The sequence below is a fragment of the Streptomyces barringtoniae genome, from assembly GCF_020819595.1.
Lineage (GTDB): Bacteria > Actinomycetota > Actinomycetes > Streptomycetales > Streptomycetaceae > Streptomyces > Streptomyces barringtoniae.
Map to the genome: position 1 here is coordinate 492,370 of NZ_JAJHNP010000001.1, position 15,160 is coordinate 507,529.

The 15,160-nt window shown below is 72.0% G+C and carries 13 protein-coding genes; 4 read left to right on the top strand and 9 right to left on the bottom strand.

Annotated features, from left to right (window positions below; genetic code table 11):
• Positions 1-247 precede the first annotated feature (247 nt).
• Positions 248-1,471 (top strand): trypsin-like serine peptidase, encoded by a 1,224-nt coding sequence (locus LMU33_RS02030; protein ID WP_228616735.1) that lies wholly within the window; start codon positions 248-250, stop codon positions 1,469-1,471.
• A gap of 151 nt (positions 1,472-1,622) precedes the next feature.
• On the opposite strand, the gene hflX is transcribed toward LMU33_RS02030, so the two are convergent.
• From hflX to miaA, 6 genes are all read right to left on the bottom strand, one after another.
• Entirely contained in the window at positions 1,623-3,113 is a 1,491-nt protein-coding gene (gene hflX, locus LMU33_RS02035) for a GTPase HflX (protein WP_228616737.1), read from the bottom strand.
• A gap of 166 nt (positions 3,114-3,279) precedes the next feature.
• A complete protein-coding gene (locus tag LMU33_RS02040) occupies positions 3,280-4,848 on the bottom strand; it encodes a M1 family metallopeptidase (RefSeq protein ID WP_228616739.1) in 1,569 nt (522 codons plus the stop codon).
• An 836-nt stretch (positions 4,849-5,684) separates the two neighbouring features.
• Positions 5,685-7,925, bottom strand: a complete 2,241-nt coding sequence (locus LMU33_RS02045) for a RelA/SpoT family protein (protein WP_228616741.1) — start codon at positions 7,923-7,925, stop codon at positions 5,685-5,687.
• A gap of 282 nt (positions 7,926-8,207) precedes the next feature.
• On the bottom strand, positions 8,208-9,083 hold the full coding sequence (gene dapF, locus LMU33_RS02050; RefSeq protein WP_228616743.1) for a diaminopimelate epimerase: 876 nt from the start codon (positions 9,081-9,083) through the stop codon (positions 8,208-8,210).
• A 130-nt stretch (positions 9,084-9,213) separates the two neighbouring features.
• Positions 9,214-9,891, bottom strand: coding sequence for a hypothetical protein (locus LMU33_RS02055; protein WP_372477854.1), 678 nt, complete (start codon positions 9,889-9,891; stop codon positions 9,214-9,216).
• Between the two features lie 107 nt (positions 9,892-9,998).
• Positions 9,999-10,937: a tRNA (adenosine(37)-N6)-dimethylallyltransferase MiaA gene (miaA, locus tag LMU33_RS02060; RefSeq protein WP_228616745.1), complete on the bottom strand. Its 939-nt coding sequence runs from the start codon at positions 10,935-10,937 to the stop codon at positions 9,999-10,001.
• A 182-nt stretch (positions 10,938-11,119) separates the two neighbouring features.
• Between miaA and LMU33_RS02065 the strand changes: the two genes are divergently transcribed.
• Both LMU33_RS02065 and LMU33_RS02070 read left to right on the top strand, forming a co-directional pair.
• Positions 11,120-11,413: a hypothetical protein gene (locus tag LMU33_RS02065; protein ID WP_228616747.1), complete on the top strand. Its 294-nt coding sequence runs from the start codon at positions 11,120-11,122 to the stop codon at positions 11,411-11,413.
• Positions 11,414-11,437: 24 nt separating this feature from the next.
• Positions 11,438-11,722, top strand: a complete 285-nt coding sequence (locus LMU33_RS02070) for an antitoxin (protein WP_228616749.1) — start codon at positions 11,438-11,440, stop codon at positions 11,720-11,722.
• Between the two features lie 187 nt (positions 11,723-11,909).
• Here LMU33_RS02070 and LMU33_RS02075 read toward each other — a convergent pair whose 3' ends face one another.
• The 3 genes from LMU33_RS02075 to miaB are packed head-to-tail and all read right to left on the bottom strand — an operon-like array spanning position 11,910 to position 14,525.
• The gene (locus LMU33_RS02075) at positions 11,910-12,623 is read right to left on the bottom strand and encodes a class III extradiol dioxygenase subunit B-like domain-containing protein (protein ID WP_228616751.1); all 714 of its coding nucleotides are present in this window, start codon (positions 12,621-12,623) and stop codon (positions 11,910-11,912) included.
• Positions 12,624-12,649: 26 nt separating this feature from the next.
• Positions 12,650-12,937, bottom strand: a complete 288-nt coding sequence (locus tag LMU33_RS02080) for a hypothetical protein (RefSeq protein WP_228616753.1) — start codon at positions 12,935-12,937, stop codon at positions 12,650-12,652.
• A 58-nt stretch (positions 12,938-12,995) separates the two neighbouring features.
• Complete coding sequence (gene miaB, locus LMU33_RS02085; protein ID WP_228616755.1) at positions 12,996-14,525, bottom strand: tRNA (N6-isopentenyl adenosine(37)-C2)-methylthiotransferase MiaB; 1,530 nt, start codon at positions 14,523-14,525, stop codon at positions 12,996-12,998.
• Positions 14,526-14,637: 112 nt separating this feature from the next.
• Here miaB and LMU33_RS02090 point away from each other — a divergent pair, with 112 nt between their 5' ends.
• Positions 14,638-15,063: an SRPBCC family protein gene (locus LMU33_RS02090; protein WP_228616757.1), complete on the top strand. Its 426-nt coding sequence runs from the start codon at positions 14,638-14,640 to the stop codon at positions 15,061-15,063.
• Positions 15,064-15,160: the final 97 nt, after the last annotated feature.

Below are 15,160 nucleotides of genomic sequence, written 5' to 3' on the forward strand. Positions count from 1 at the left end.
GCATGTGCGGCAACCCGGAAGGCAGCAGCGGTGAGTGGGCGTCAAATCGGGCGATCCAGGGATGACTGGCCTGGTCAGACGGCTTGTAGCCGAACCGTTGCCGTTCCGTCGGAAGTCCCCCACAGCGAGCGCATAGTGTGTGGTGCCGTTCCTAGACGGTCGTGGGACCGGCGTGAACTCCTCATGAGTTCACGGCCGGTGGCACGGCCGAAGCGCCGAGTACCTTCACAGCAGGGGGAGTCACAACATGCGATCCATACGGCCGTCGTCCACCGTTCGGCGAGGGAGGGGCCCCCGCCGCACCTCCTCCGCACTGGCGGCCGTCGCCCTCGCTTCGGCGCTGGCACTGACCGCCACCGCCTGCAACGGCGACGACAAGGCCGACGGCCAGCCGACCGCCTCCGCGACCGCGGCCGGCAGCGGCGACGGAAAGATCAGGATCCCGGACGACCTCAAGCAGAAGCTCAAGGAACACGGGATCGACATCGACAAGTGGAAGAACGGCGCCTGGGAGAACTGGAACAAGCAGGACTGGCTGCGCGAGGCCAACGACTTCATCAACCCGATCATCAAGGGCCTGTGGGATCCCAACCGGATGCGCCACGCCAACGACCCGAACAAGGGTGTCAACGACAACGACATCTCCGGTGACCAGGGCGTGACGGACCCGACCCCGCAGCCGGTGAAGGCCAAGGCGGTCGCGCCGCCGTACCACACCAACGCGGCCGCCTCGGGCAAGGTGTTCTTCGACTCCCCCGAGGGCCACATGGTGTGCTCGGGCACGGTCGTGGAGGACCCCGCGCACCCGGGCAAGTCCAACCTGGTCTGGACGGCGGGTCACTGTGTGCACGCCGGCAAGAAGGGCGGCTGGTACCGCAACATGGCCTTCGTGCCGTCGTACAACAACTCCGGCAAGTCGGTGGCCCAGCTGCAGAACGCCAGCCGGTCCGAGATCGCCCCGTACGGCGTCTGGTGGGCCGACGCGGCGCGGACCTCGCAGCAGTGGATCGACCAGGGCGGTGAGACCGGCGGCAACGGTGCCCCGTACGACTTCGCGGTGATCCATGTGACGCCGGAGCAGGGCAACGGCGGCAAGTCGCTGGAGGAGACCGTCGGCGGGGCGCTGCCGGTGAACTTCAACGCTCCGGCGGTGCCGAAGGTCGACAGCATCACGGCGTCCGGCTACCCGGAGGCGGCTCCGTTCGACGGTCAGGCGCTCTACCAGTGCAAGGACAAGCCGGGCCGGCTGTCCATCGAGCAGTCGGCCCCGACGATGTACCGGATCGGCTGCACGATGACCGCCGGTTCCTCCGGCGGTGGCTGGGTGGAGACGGGTTCCGACGGTAAGCCGGCGCTGGTGTCCAACACGTCGATCGGCCCGGTGACGTCGGGCTGGCTGGCCGGGCCGCGGTTCGGTGACGTGGCCAAGGGCGTGTATCAGTCGGTGAGCAAGAAGTTCGCCGGGCAGTGACGGCGGTTGGCTTCGCCATTTCGCCGCAGGGGTGAGTGCGCGCGGGCGGCTGACGGCCACCGTGGTTGATGCGCGCAGTTCCCCGCGCCCCTGACGAGGCGCGAAAGGCCCGCCCCCTGACAAGGGAGCGGGCCTTTCACATGGCCTTGGATCAGGCCGCGGACACCGGTGCGTACGGCGCCAGGTCCGCCGCCAGTTCCTCGTGCACCCGGACCTTGAGCAGGGTGCCCTCCGCGGTGTGCTCCTCGGAGATCACCTCGCCCTCGGTGTGGGCGCGGGCGACGAGCTTGCCGTGCGTGTACGGCACGAGGACCTCGATCTCGACCGAGGGGCGCGGCAGATCGTTGTCGATCAGGGCGAGCAGTTCCTCGATGCCCCGGCCGGTGCGGGCCGAGACGGCGATGGAGCGCTTCTCCACCCTGAGCAGCCGCTGGAGGACCAGCGGGTCGGCCGCGTCCGCCTTGTTGATCACGACGATCTCGGGCACGTCGGTGGCGCCGACGTCCCGGATCACCTCGCGCACGGCGGCGAGCTGCTCCTCGGGGTTCGGGTGCGAGCCGTCCACCACGTGCAGGATCAGGTCGGAGTCGCCGACCTCCTCCATGGTGGAGCGGAACGCCTCGACCAGGTGGTGCGGCAGGTGCCGGACGAAGCCGACGGTGTCCGCCAGCGTGTACAGCCGGCCGCTCGGGGTCTCCGCCCGGCGGACGGTCGGGTCCAGGGTCGCGAACAGGGCGTTCTCGACCAGGACGCCTGCGCCCGTGAGGCGGTTGAGCAGGGAGGACTTGCCGGCGTTGGTGTAGCCCGCGATGGCGACGGACGGCACCTTGTTGCGCCGGCGCTCCTGGCGCTTGATCTCGCGGCCGGTCTTCATGTCCGCGATCTCCCGGCGCATCTTCGCCATCTTCTCGCGGATCCGTCGCCGGTCCGTCTCGATCTTGGTCTCACCGGGGCCACGCGTGGCGAGACCGCCGCGACCGCCACCCATCTGCCGGGACAGCGACTGACCCCAGCCGCGGAGCCTCGGCAGCATGTACTGCATCTGCGCGAGCGCAACCTGCGCCTTGCCCTCTCGGGACTTGGCGTGCTGGGCGAAGATGTCCAGGATCAGGGCCGTACGGTCGATGACCTTGACCTTGACGACGTCCTCCAGCTGGATCAGCTGGCCGGGGCTCAGCTCACCGTCGCAGATGACCGTGTCGGCGCCCGTTTCGAGGACGATGTCGCGCAGCTCCAGGGCCTTGCCGGAGCCGATGTAGGTGGCCGCGTCGGGCTTGTCGCGGCGCTGGATCACGCCGTCGAGCACGAGCGCGCCCGCGGTCTCCGCGAGGGCGGCCAGCTCCGCGAGCGAGTTGTCGGCGTCCTGAGCGGTGCCGGTGGTCCACACGCCGACGAGCACGACCCGCTCCAGGCGGAGCTGTCGGTACTCGACCTCGGTGACGTCCTCCAGCTCGGTGGACAGACCCGCCACACGGCGCAGGGCCGCGCGCTCGGAGCGGTCGAACTGGTCGCCGTCCCGCTCGCCGTCGATCTCGTGGCTCCAGGCGACGTCCTCTTCCATCAGGGCATCGGCCCGAAGACCCTCGGGAAAGTCGTACGCGAGGCGCTTGGTGTCCTGGGAAGGGGAAGAAGAGGAGGTCATTGGATCCTTACGTCGATGGGATGCCTTTACGGCGTCGGTGGGGGCGGTCCTGCGGGACCGCTCATCGGGTCAATCGGGTCAACGTACGAGTACCCCGGGAAATTCCGTGCCCCGGCTCGCGCCGACCCGATGATGGTCGCACGAGGCGGCCCGTCTCGTCACCGTGTTATCGCGCGCTCCGCTTTGCCTTGTGCCCGGCGGACTTGTCCGGTGCCAGCTGCTTCCAGTCGGGGTGGCCGGGCATCGGCGGGGTCTTCTCGCCGTACAGCCAGCCGTTGAAGAAGCCGCTCAGGTCCTGGCCGGAGACCGCCGAGGCCAGCTGGACGTAGTCGGCGGTGGAGGCGGTGGAGTCCCGGTGTTCGCGGACCCAGGTCCGCTCCAGCTGCTCGAAGGCCGGCCGTCCGATCTTCTGGCGCAGGGCGTAGAGGACGAGCGCGGCGCCGTCGTACACGTTGGGCCGGAAGATGCTGATCTTCTGCTCGGGGGCGGGCGGCTTGGGCCGGGCGGGCGGGCCACCGGCCTCGCGCCAGCGGTCGGAGGCGCCGTAGGCGGCCTTCATCCGGTCCTCCATGGAGCGGTGCGCGGTCTCCTCGGCGTACAGCGCCTCGTACCAGGAGGCATGCCCCTCGTTCAGCCAGACGTCGGACCAGCTGCGCGGGCTGACGCTGTCGCCGAACCACTGGTGGGACAGCTCGTGCACCATGATCGACTCGACGTACCACTTGGGGTAGGCGGGCTCGGTGAACAGGTTCTTCTCGAAGAGGGAGAGGGTCTGCGTCTCCAGTTCGAACCCGGTGGAGGCCTGTGCCATGAGCACGCCGTACGTCTCGAGGGGGAACTTCCCGACCTTGCTCTCCATCCAGGCGATCTGGCCGGGCGTCTTGGCGAGCCAGGGTTCGAGGGCCTTGGCGTCGGCGCGGGGCACGACGTCGCGCATCGGCAGCCCGTGCGGTCCCTCGCGGTGCAGCACCGCGGACCGGCCGATGGACACCTGGGCGAGTTCGGTGGCCATGGGGTGCTGGGTGCGGAAGGTCCAGGTGGTGCTGCGGGCGGCCCGGTCCGCTCCGGCGGGCAGACCGTTGGCGACGACGGTGTAGCCGTTCGGGGCGGTGATGTGGAAGGTGAACATCGCCTTGTCGGACGGGTGGTCGTTGCAGGGAAAGACCAGGTGGGCCGCGTCGGCCTGGTTGGCCATGGCGAGGCCGTCGGAGGTGCGCACCCAGCCGCCGTCCTGGTCCTTGGCGAAGACGGGATCGCTGGTGTGCTTCACGGTGATCCTGGTCCAGCTGCCCTGCGCGAGGCCGTGTTGCGGCGTGACGACCAGGTCCTCGCCGGCGCTGGTGAAGGCCGCGGGATGCCCGTCGACCTCGACGGACTGCACGGTGCCGTGCGCGAAGTCGAGGTTGATCCGGTCCAGGTCGGCGGTGGTCCGGGCGTCGATGGTGGTGACGGCCTGGAGCGGCTTGTCGTTGGTGCCGGGATAGGTGAAGGACAGGTCGTACGACGCCACGTCGTAGCCCGGGTTGCCCAGGTACGGGTAGAGCCGGTCGCCGACGCCGAGGGGCTCGGCCGGGGCCGTCGCGGCGAGGAGGCAGACGGAGACGGCGGAGGCGAGCAGGGCCGCCTTCCGGTGCCGGGAGACCCGTGGCTGGGTCCGGGGTGTCCCGGACCGGGTCCTTGACCGGGTCCGGGACTCGGAGGAGGCGCGGAGGCCGACGCGGGGGGTGAGCAGCATGGACCACCGCTACCAGTGCGTTCCCGTGCTGCGACGGCGACTCGCGCCCGGCCCACCCGATCGGGTTCGGTTCCGAGGTCCTTCTGATCCAAGCCGCCCCCGCCGAGCGCCGGCGCCTCTCGGTCGTGTACGCCGCTCCCCAGCCGTGTCCGGGCCTCCTCGGCCCTTGCCCTGGCTCCTCGACCCTGCCCGGGGCTCCCCAGCCGTGTCCGTGGCTCCTCGGCCGTGCCCGGCGCCCCTCAGCCCTGCCCGAGGCTCCCCTCAGCCCTGCCCGGGTCCTCGGCCGTGCCCGGCGCTCCCAAGCCTGCCCGCTCCTTGGCCGTGTCCGGGGCTCCTCGGCCCTGCCCGGCACCCCTCAGCCCTGCCCGAGGCTGCCCTCAGCCCTGCCGGGGGCTCCCCTCGGCCGTGCCTGGCGCTCCTCAGCACCTGCCCGGCGCTCCCAAGCCCGGCGCTCCTCAGCGTGCCCGGCGCCCCTCAGTCCTGCCCGGGGCTCCTCGGCCGTGCCGACGCTCCCAACCCTGCCCGCTCCTCGGCCGTGCCTGGGGCTCCTCCGCCCTGCCCGGCGCTCCCCGGCCGTGCCCGGCGCTCCCAAGCCCGGCGCTCCTCAGCGTGCCCGGCGCCCCTTAGCCCTGCCCGGGGCTCCTCGGCCGTGCCCAGCACTCCCCAGCCCTGCCCGGCACTCCCCAGCCTCCCCCGCTCCTCGGCCGTGCCCAGCACTCCCCAGCCCTGCCCAGCGCTCCCCGGCCGTTGCCCGGGCTCCTCGGCCGTGCCCCGCGCTCCCAAGCCTGCCCGGCGCTCCTCAGCGTGCCCGGCGCTCCCCCTCGCTTCCCGGGACCTCAGGTGGCCGGGGCCTGGTGCTGGGCGCGGGCCACGTCGTACACGCCCGGGACGTCCCGCATGGCGCGCATCAGGGCCGGGAGGCGGGCCGCGTCGGGGAGCAGGAGGGTGTACGTGTGGCGTACCCGCTGCTGGGTGGGCGGTTCCACGGTCGCCGAGACGATGTCGACGCCCGCCGAGGAGATCGCCTCGGTGAGGTCGGCGAGCAGATGGGGGCGGCCGAACGATTCAGCGACCAGGGTGACCCGGCACTCGGTGGTGTCCCCCCAGCGCACGCCGATCTCCACGCGCCCCCTGCTCTTCATGTGCGCCACCGCGGCGCACTCCACCCGGTGGACGGTGACCACTCCGCCGCGTACCGCGAAGCCGGTGATCTCGTCGGGCGGCACGGGCGTACAGCACCGGGCGAGCCGTACGGAGGCCCCTGGCCGGTCCGCGAGGACGTCGGCGCCGCGGGACCGGGCCGCGGAGCCGCCCTCGGCGGATGCCGCGTCCGCCGGGTGGGGTGCGGCGGTACCTGGGGCCGGGTCGGCGCGCCGCGCGGGGGCGGTGCCCTCGGCGGCTTCGGCGCGGGTGCCCGTCATGTCGTCCGTGCCGGTGCCGCCGCCGGGGTGCGTCGCCAGCCAGCGCTGGATGGCGATGCGGGCGGCCGGGGTGTGGGCGTGCTCCAGCCATTCGCGGGAGGGCTCGGAGGCCGGGTCCTGGCCCATGAGGAGCTGGACGGTGTCGCCGTCCTTCAGGACGGTGCTGAGGGTGGCCAGGCGGCCGTTGACGCGGGCGCCGATGCAGGCGTGCGCGTCCTCGCCGTACTGGGCGTACGCGGCGTCCACGCACGTGGCGCCCTCGGGCAGGCCGAGCGTGCCGCCGTCGGGGCGGAAGACGGTGATCTCGCGGTCCTGGGCCAGGTCCTCGCGCAGGGTCGACCAGAAGGTGTCGGGGTCGGGGGCGGCCTGCTGCCAGTCGAGGAGCCGGGAGAGCCAGCCGGGACGGGTGGGGTCGGCACGCTCACCGTCGGCGGGGGCGTCGGAGGTGGAGGTGTCGGAGGCGGGGGCGTAGGGGTTGCCGAGGGCGACGACGCCGGCTTCGGCGACCTTGTGCATCTGGTGGGTGCGGATGAGGACTTCGACGACCTGGCCGTCGGAGCGGGCGACGGCGGTGTGCAGCGACTGGTACAGGTTGAACTTCGGTACGGCGATGAAGTCCTTGAACTCCGAGACGACCGGCGTCATACAGGTGTGGAGTTCGCCGAGGACGCCGTAACAGTCGGCGTCCTCGTTCACCAGCACCAGCAGGCGGCCGAAGTCGGTGCCGCGCAGCCGTCCGCGTTTGCGGGCCACGCGGTGCACGGAGACGAAGTGCCGGGGCCGGATGAGGACTTCGGCCTGGATGCCGGCCTCGCGCAGCACCCCGCGCATCTCGTCGGCGACCTCGGCGAGGGGGTCGTCGGAGCGGGCGGCGTTCCACGCGATGAGTTCGCGTGTGTGCTCGTACTCCTCGGGGTGCAGGATGGCGAAGACCAGGTCCTCCATCTCGGTCTTCAGGGCCTGCACGCCGAGGCGTTCGGCGAGCGGGATGAGGACGTCGCGGGTGACCTTGGCGATCCGCGCCTGCTTCTCCGGGCGCATCACGCCGAGCGTGCGCATGTTGTGCAGACGGTCGGCGAGTTTGATCGACATCACGCGCACGTCGCTGCCGGTGGCGACGAGCATCTTGCGGAAGGTCTCCGGTTCGGCGGCGGCTCCGTAGTCGACCTTCTCCAGTTTCGTGACGCCGTCGACCAGATAACGAACCTCCTCACCGAACTGTTCCCGCACCTGATCAAGCGTCACATCGGTGTCCTCGACGGTGTCGTGCAGCAGGGAAGCCGTCAAGGTCGTGGTCTCGGCGCCGAGTTCGGCGAGGATCAGGGTCACGGCGAGCGGATGGGTGATGTACGGCTCGCCGCTCTTGCGCATCTGGCCGCGGTGCGAGGACTCCGCGAGGACGTAGGCGCGGCGCAGCGGATCGAGGTCCGCGTCGGGGTGATGGGCGCGGTGCGCCTCCACGACATGGCCGATGGCGTCGGGCAGCTTGCCGCGAACGGCGGAGCCGAGCAGCGCGGCCCGGCCGAGCCTGCGCAGGTCGATCCGGGCCCGGGACTTCCTGCGGTCCGACCTGGGCACCGCGGGGGCGGTCGCCGCCGCGGACGCCGTGGGCGCTACCGGGCCAGGGGTCGCAGGGTTCGTGGCCTCCGCACTCATGGGCACCTCCGGCTCGTGGACCGGCGGACGGGGCCCCAGGGCGTACGCGGCTCAGGGATGGCGACGTTCCCCCGTCCGTGCCGGTGCTTGATGCTATCGAGCCCACCACGTGCGACCGACCGCCTCTCGCCGAGCGTGAAACGGATCACCCATTCGAGCGACGAAAAAGAGGTTTAGCGTTTGCGCCAACTGCCCCGGAAACGTCCGAGGCTTCGAACGCCCCTGGCACCGGAAACCGCTGATCCGGGAGCCGCGGGGCGTCCTCCTCACGGTGACACGGCGTCAGCGGAGGGCGTTTTCCAGCCATTCGCCGTCGATCTCGCCCTCGGCGACGATCACGGCGGGTCCGGTCATCTCGATCTGGCCGTCGGGCCGCTCGGTGATGACCAGACGGCCGCCGGGCAGGTCGACGGTGTACGTGGCCGGGGTTCCGGTGACGGCCGGGTCGGCGCCGTCGCGCCGGGCGGCGGCCACGGCAACGGCACACGCGCCCGTACCGCACGAGCGGGTCTCGCCGGAGCCGCGCTCGTGCACGCGCATGGCGACGTGACGGGGGCCCCGGTCGACGACGAACTCGACGTTGACCCCGTCGGGGTAGGCGGCGGCCGGGCTGAACGGCGGCGGGTCGTACAGGTTGCCGGCCTGCGCGAGGTCGTCGACGAAGGCGACCGCGTGCGGGTTGCCCATGTTCACGTTGCGGGCGGGCCAGCTGTGCTCACCGACGCTCACCGTGACCTCGCCCTCCGGCAGGCGGGCGCGGCCCATGCCGGCGGTGATGTCCCCGTCCTTCGCGATGTGGACGGTCTTCACGCCCGCGCGCGTGGCGATCGCGAGGTCGCCCTCGCCCACATGTCCGGCGTGCTGGAGGTAGCGCGCGAACACACGGACTCCGTTGCCGCACATCTCGGCGACCGAGCCGTCGCCGTTGCGGTAGTCCATGAACCACTCGGCCTCGGCCGCCATCGATGCGGCCTCGGGGTGGGCGGCGGAGCGCACGACGTGCAGCACCCCGTCGCCGCCGATGCCGGCCCGGCGGTCGCACAGGGCGGCGACGGCGGCCGGGCTCAGGTCGAGAGCGTTCTCCGGGTCCGGGACGATCACGAAGTCGTTCTCGGTGCCGTGACCCTTGAGGAAGGGGATCCGCGTGCGCGTGCTCATTCCTCGATCGTAAGGGACGGGAGCGCTGCGCCGGGTTCGGCCGATGGGAGGCGGGGGGTGCGGGCGGCGGGTGAGTGCCGGCCGTCCGTGGCCGGTCGCGCGGTTCCCCGCGCCCCTTTCAGGGGGCGCTTCAGCGGAGCCTGGCCACGCGCCAGACCGCGAGGACCGCGACCACGGCCACCAGGAGCACGTATCCGAGTACGACCCGCCAGTCCGGGCGGCGGCCCGAGCCGCGGGCCGGCAGGCCGGGCCAGGTGTAGCCCACGCGGCGGGCGGCCATCATGCCCCAGCCGGCGGCGCAGGAGCAGATCAGCAGGCCGAGCATGGCGATGACGGCGCCGCTGTCGCCGAAGTCGAAGGCGAGCGGGAAGGCGAACATCAGGGAGCCGACGGCGGACAGGCCCACGATGGGAGCGAGCTGCCAGAGGCGCAGCCTGCGCTGCGGGCGCAGCTCGACCTCGACCTCCGGACCGCCGGGGTACATCTCCTCCGGCTCCGGCCCGTCGTCGGTCACACCGTCCGGCGTCTCGTCGAGGTCGTCGTCTGTCAGCCGGTCGTCGATGAGGCCGTCGTCGGTCAGCCGGTCCGCAGCGAGACGGTCGTCGGCGAGCCGGTCCGCAACGAGCCGGTCCTCGGGATGGCGGCTCTCGGGCAGCAGGGGGTCGGCCAGACGGTCCAGGCGGCCTTCGGTCAGCCGGTCCCCACCCGGGCAGTCGTCGGTCAGACGGTCGCCACGCGGGTCCGGTTCGTCACCGGCGGTGGTGACGTGTTCGGCACTTTGTGCGGTGTCGCGAGGGCCGGCCTCCATCGCCACGCGCCCTCCCAACTAGGCTCCACTTGGTCGATCGAAGCTCGATGATGGCACGGCGCCGGAGGCCTCGATGACCGGCGGCGCATCCCGATGCCATGACGTGATCAGGCTGTGACCGGTCGTTCGACCAACGCCAGGGCCAGGTGCGGAAGTTCCCCGCGGTCGGCCACGGCCCCACTCAACCAGTGCACCCGGGGATCGCGCCTGAACCACGAATCCTGACGGCGCGCGAAGCGCTTGGTCGCACGGACGGTCTCGGCCCGCGCTTCCGCTTCGGTGCACTCACCGGCGAGCACCGCGAGCACCTGCTGGTAACCCAGCGCACGCGACGCCGTGCGCCCCTCGCGCAACCCCTCCGCCTCCAGTGCGCGCACCTCGTCCACGAGGCCCGCCTCCCACATCCGGTCGACACGGCGCGCGATCCGTTCGTCCAGTTCCGGCCGGGCCACGTCCACGCCGATCTGGACGGTGTCGTACACGGAGTCGTGGCCCGGCAGGTTCGCGGTGAAGGGCCGGCCGGTGATCTCGATCACTTCGAGCGCCCGGACGATACGGCGGCCGTTGCTCGGCAGGATCGCGCGGGCGGCCTCCGGGTCGGCGGCGGCCAGCCGGGCGTGCAGCGCGCCGGAGCCGCGCAGCGCCAGCTCCTCCTCCAGGCGGGCCCGGACGTCGGGGTCGGTGCCGGGGAACTCCAGGTTGTCGACGGCCCCGCGGACGTACAGGCCGGAGCCGCCGACCAGGATCGGCCAGCGGCCCTCGGCGAGCAGTGCGTCGATCCGGGCGCGGGCCAGCTTCTGGTACTCGGCGACGGAGGCGGTGACCGTCACGTCCCAGATGTCCAGCAGGTGGTGCGGGATGCCGCCGCGTTCCTCGGGCGTCAGCTTGGCGGTGCCGATGTCCATCCCTCGGTACAGCTGCATGGAGTCCGCGTTGACGACCTCCCCGCCGAGCTGCTGGGCCAGGAAGACGCCGAGATCGGACTTTCCGGCCGCGGTGGGGCCGACGACGGCGATGACGCGGGGGGTGGAGGGTGCACTGCTCACCGCACCAGTCTCGCAAACCCCCTGGCGCCGCCTCGAACGAGTTACGTGACGGGCGTGGTCCCAGGTCGTTGCCCGTGGCGGATACCGCCATCCGGATCACGGGAGGCGGTGACCCGGGCGGCGCAACCGTACGCACCGGGTAACGCGGGAATTCGCCCGCACGAGTACCGTATGGAGTGGATATGGGCGTTTTTGCACGACTCCTCGGCAGGTCGAAGGCGACTTCGGAGGCGTCGGCCGCCGAGGCGCAGACCGGCGCGGAGCCGGAGGGGGCCGAGGCGGCGGAAGCAGAGTCGGCGGAGGCGAAGGCGGCCGGTGCGACGGAGGCGAAGGGTTCGGCCGGTGACGGGAGCGAAGACGCGGCGGAGCAGTCCGACGCCGCCGCGGACGACGCGTCCGAGGGCTCCGGCATCCCCAAGCAGCAGTCCGCCGAGGAGGCCGCCGACAGCGAGACCGGCGAAGGCGCCCGCAGGTAACTGGCCCGCGAGGGAAGGTGGACCATGGGGCTGATGGACAACATGAAGGCCAAGCTCGGCCCGGCCAGGGACAAGGTGTCGGACCTCGCGCGGCAGCACGGGGACAAGGTGCAGCACGGTCTCGACAAGGCCGCGAAGGCCGTGGACGAGCGGACCAAGCACAAGTACAGCGACAGGATCCAGGCGGGGACCGGCAAGGCCAAGGAGGCGATGGACCGCCTCGCTCACAAGGAGGGTCCCGGCCCGGCCAGGACCACCGGAGATCCGACGCCCCCCACCCGTCCGGAGGGCCCGCCACCGGCATCCTGAGCCTCCTGAACGGCATGCGTCCGAACGGTTCGGCACACGGGCGGACTGCATGCGGATCGGCGGACGGTCGTGGAGCACACCGGCTCCCGGCCGTCCGCCGTTTCCGCGCGTGCCGACGTGGGCTCGCGTAGGCCCGCATGCGCCGGCGTGCGCCGACGTGGGCCCGCGTGCGCCGGAGCCCGCCGCGCTAGGACCAGGCGGCCACCACGTACCCCACGCCGTACGGCGCGTCCTCGTACAGCAGCGCGCCGCTGAGGTTCGCGCCCTCCGCGGCACCGGCCAGAACCTGCCAGGGGGCCCGTCCGGAGGCCTTCAGTTCGGCTGCCAGCCCGGCGTCCAGCGCCTGGACGGCCGCCAGGTCCGCCGCGCCCAGCGCACGCGCGACCTCCGTGTCGAAGGGTGCCGCCCGCTCGTCCAGGTAGCCCGGCGCCTTGACCGTGCGGCACGCGCTGGCGTCTCCCATCACCAGCAGCGCCACCCGCCGGGCCTTGGCGCCGATCTCCCTGCCGGCTTCGGCACACCGCTCGGGCGCGAGCGGTTCCCCGACCCCGACTCCCTCGATCGGGGCATCCGCCCAGCCGGTCCGCTCCAGCAGCCAGGCACCGACGGCCAGAGACGGCGGCAGCTCCCGCTCGGAGACGGTGTCCCCGACGGGGCCCAGGCGTACCTCCACGTCGACCCCGAACCCGCGGAAGGACCCCGGCGCGCCCTGCGGAAACGATCCGCGCCCGCTCTCCCCGGCGGGCCCGACGACCACCAGGAGGTCCGGGCGGGCGGCGGCGAGCACCCCGAGCGCGTCGGAGCAGGCCGAGCGCGCGGCGTCCAGCTCCGGAGCGGCGCCGGCGGCCACCTCGGGCACGAGCAGCGGCGGGCAGGGACAGACTGCGGCGGCGACAAGCATGATCGGCAGGTTACGCCGCCGGGCGGTCAGTAGGTGATCGGACCGGAGTCCCACTCCAGCTCGGTGAACAGGAAGTGGTACGTGTACACCCCGCCGGACGAGCCGTCCCCGACCAGCATCCAGCCGTCCGCGGTGCGGTACCGGCGCATGCGCACCGGATACCGCGGATGCCTGGGCTGGTAGAGGCGTACCAGCTCCGCGAACCGGGCCTCGGCCTCCTCGCGCGTGCCGTCGATCGTGGCCATCAGCTCGTACTGCCTGCGGTACGGCCCCTCGCCGGGCGGCTTGTCCAGCAGCAGCGCCCATCGCGGCATCGGATCGTCCCCCGTCCCCCGTGTCCGGATTGTCGACAAACAGTCGGGCTGGGCCCGGTCAGTCGCAGCCGCAGCCGCTTGCCGTGGCGACCGGCAGCGGCTCCGGCACCCCGATCTTCGGCAGGCCGAGCATGACGCCGGCCGGTTTGGCGGCCTCGGCGGCGTTGCGCTTCTCCCAGGCGTCGCCCGCGCGCGTGCGGCGCACGGAGAGGACGGGTCCCTCGGCGAGGAGGTGGTGCGGGGCGGCGTACGTCACTTCTACGGTGACCACGTCACCCGGGCGGACCTCCTGCTCCGGCTTGGTGAAGTGGACCAGCCGGTTGTCGGGGGCGCGGCCGGAGAGGCGGTGCGTGGCGCCGTCCTTGCGCCCCTCGCCCTCGGCGACCATCAGCTCGAGCGTGCGGCCGACCTGCTTCTTGTTCTCCTCCCAGGAGATCTCCTCCTGAAGGGCGACCAGCCGCTCGTAGCGGGCCTGGACGACCTCCTTGGGGATCTGGTCGTCCATGGTCGCGGCCGGAGTGCCCGGGCGCTTGGAGTACTGGAAGGTGAAGGCCTGCGCGAACCGGGCCTCACGGACCACGTGCAGCGTCTGCTCGAAGTCCTCCTCGGTCTCGCCGGGGAAGCCCACGATGATGTCGGTGGTGATCGCGGCGTGCGGGATGGCGGCCCGCACCTTCTCGATGATCCCGAGGTACCTCTCCTGCCGGTAGGAGCGGCGCATCGCCTTCAGGACGGTGTCCGAACCGGACTGCAGCGGCATGTGCAGCTGCGGCATCACGTTCGGGGTCTCGGCCATGGCGGCGATGACGTCGTCGGTGAAGTCACGGGGGTGCGGGGAGGTGAAGCGGACCCGCTCCAGGCCCTCGATGTTCCCGCAGGCGCGCAGCAGCTTGCTGAAGGCCTCGCGGTCGCCGATGTCGGAGCCGTAGGCGTTGACGTTCTGGCCGAGCAGCGTGATCTCGGAGACACCCTCGGCGACCAGCGCCTCCACCTCGGCGAGGATGTCGCCGGGCCGGCGGTCCTTCTCCTTGCCGCGCAGGGCGGGGACGATGCAGAAGGTGCAGGTGTTGTTGCAGCCGACGGAGATCGACACCCAGGCCGCGTAGGCGCTCTCGCGCCGGGTCGGCAGGGTGGACGGGAAGGCCTCCAGCGACTCGGCGATCTCGACCTGCGCCTCCTCCTGCACGCGGGCGCGCTCCAGCAGGACCGGCAGCTTGCCGATGTTGTGCGTGCCGAAGACGACGTCCACCCAGGGCGCCTTCTTGACGATGGTGTCGCGGTCCTTCTGCGCGAGGCAGCCGCCGACCGCGATCTGCATGCCGGGCCGCGAGACCTTCTTCGGCGCGAGCCGGCCGAGGTTGCCGTACAGCCGGTTGTCGGCGTTCTCCCGCACGGCGCAGGTGTTGAACACGACCACGTCCGCGTCCCCGTCCGAGCCCTCGGGGGCCCGCACGTACCCGGCGTCTTCGAGCAGGCCGGCCAACCGCTCGGAATCGTGGACGTTCATCTGGCACCCGTAGGTGCGCACTTCGTACGTCTTTGGTGCGTGAACGTCCACTGCGGGGCTCCGGTCGCTGCTGCTGGTCATGCGTCAAGGGTAGGCGCTGTCGGAGGAGCCCTGTCCCGGCCCGCCCCCGTCCTGCCGGGCGCACACTGTAAGCAGGTGGCCATGCGTCATGAGCCGCACGTGGAGGTGAGCCATGAGCACCCTCGAGCTGCACGTCGACGTCGACGTTCCGGTCGACAGGGCCTGGGAGACCCTGCACCGGGTGGAGAACTATCCGCGTTTCGTGCAAGGAGTGCGGGGCGCGCGTACGGAGGCCGGGGGCCGAGCGCATCTGGAGGTCGAGACGGGTGGGCCGGCCCGCGAGGTCGAGGCCGAGGTGACGGACCGCGGTGAACACGTGATGGAGTGGCTCACCACGAGCGCTCCCGAGCTGACGGGTTCCTTCTCGGTCCAGCCGATCGACAAGAACCACACCCGGATCCAGGCACGGCTGGAGTACGACCCCGCCACGGTCCGCGACACCTTCGGCGGGCCCAGGGGTTTCGCCCAGACCAACGCGATCGAACGGCTCGTCCGCAGCGATCTGGAGCACTTCAAGGAGTACGTCGAGGGCGGGTGAGTCCGGCGCGGGCGAGTCGAACGCGGGTGGGCGGCGCGAAGGCGGTGGGCACGGGGCGGCACCGCCGGGCAGCCGGTGCGCCGGTCCCGCACGCCGG